The sequence below is a fragment of the Haloferax sp. Atlit-10N genome, assembly GCF_003586325.1.
In the GTDB taxonomy this organism is placed as follows: Archaea; Halobacteriota; Halobacteria; order Halobacteriales; family Haloferacaceae; genus Haloferax; species Haloferax prahovense.
Genome location: NZ_PSYX01000089.1, coordinates 1 through 590, shown reverse-complemented (window position 1 = coordinate 590; position 590 = coordinate 1). Strand labels below are relative to the sequence as shown.

The window sequence follows — 590 nt, the reverse complement described above, 5'->3', positions numbered from 1 at the left end:
GGTGAGGCTATGGACATGGCTGAATCCGATGAAAGCCCTTGTGCGATGTTCAAACACAAGCACAACCCGGATGTCAAACTCTGGGCGTACCCCGTCCAAGATGGGGAAATGTTCATCGAGGTGTTCAAAGATTCGCCGGGCGATGGCCTCTACTTCCGTGTCGAGGCCGCCGATTTTGCAGACGCCCTCCGGGCGGTGTTTGATAGCGACTACAATCTGGAGTGGACAACTGAACCCGTCGAGAATGCTTTCATCGAGGCTATGCGCAGAGAATAGCCTCAAAAGCTGTAGAGGTTAGTGTTAGAGCCCCTATTCATCGACGTGGTCTCTCCGGTTGATGCACGAAGGTCAGTTTTTCTCTCGTGGATCGACGACAAACTCGTACAGCCCACGAGCTGGTCGCTCGATCCACCCTGCCGATGTCAGATTACGGAGAGAGTATTCTGCTGAGCCCTTGTTAAGGCCAGTCTGCTCACTAAGCCACACTCGGTTTGCGCGGCCCCACGGCTGGCCGCTCTCGCGCCCCTGCTTCAACGCCTCGAGGATTAGTTCATCGTCTTCCGTCGGTTCGTAGTGCTCATTCGGCATCC

Annotated in this window: 2 protein-coding genes; one reads left to right on the top strand and one right to left on the bottom strand. The window is 55.4% G+C overall.

Features of this window, described 5'->3' with window-relative positions:
- Window positions 1-276 (top strand): hypothetical protein (locus C5B91_RS21305; RefSeq protein WP_233547871.1); only part of this gene is annotated, 276 nt, incomplete at its 5' end.
- Between the two features lie 72 nt (window positions 277-348).
- Here the strand turns inward: C5B91_RS21305 and C5B91_RS21300 are convergent.
- The coding region (locus tag C5B91_RS21300; protein WP_119713033.1) for a type IV toxin-antitoxin system AbiEi family antitoxin domain-containing protein at window positions 349-590 on the bottom strand (242 nt) is incomplete at its 5' end.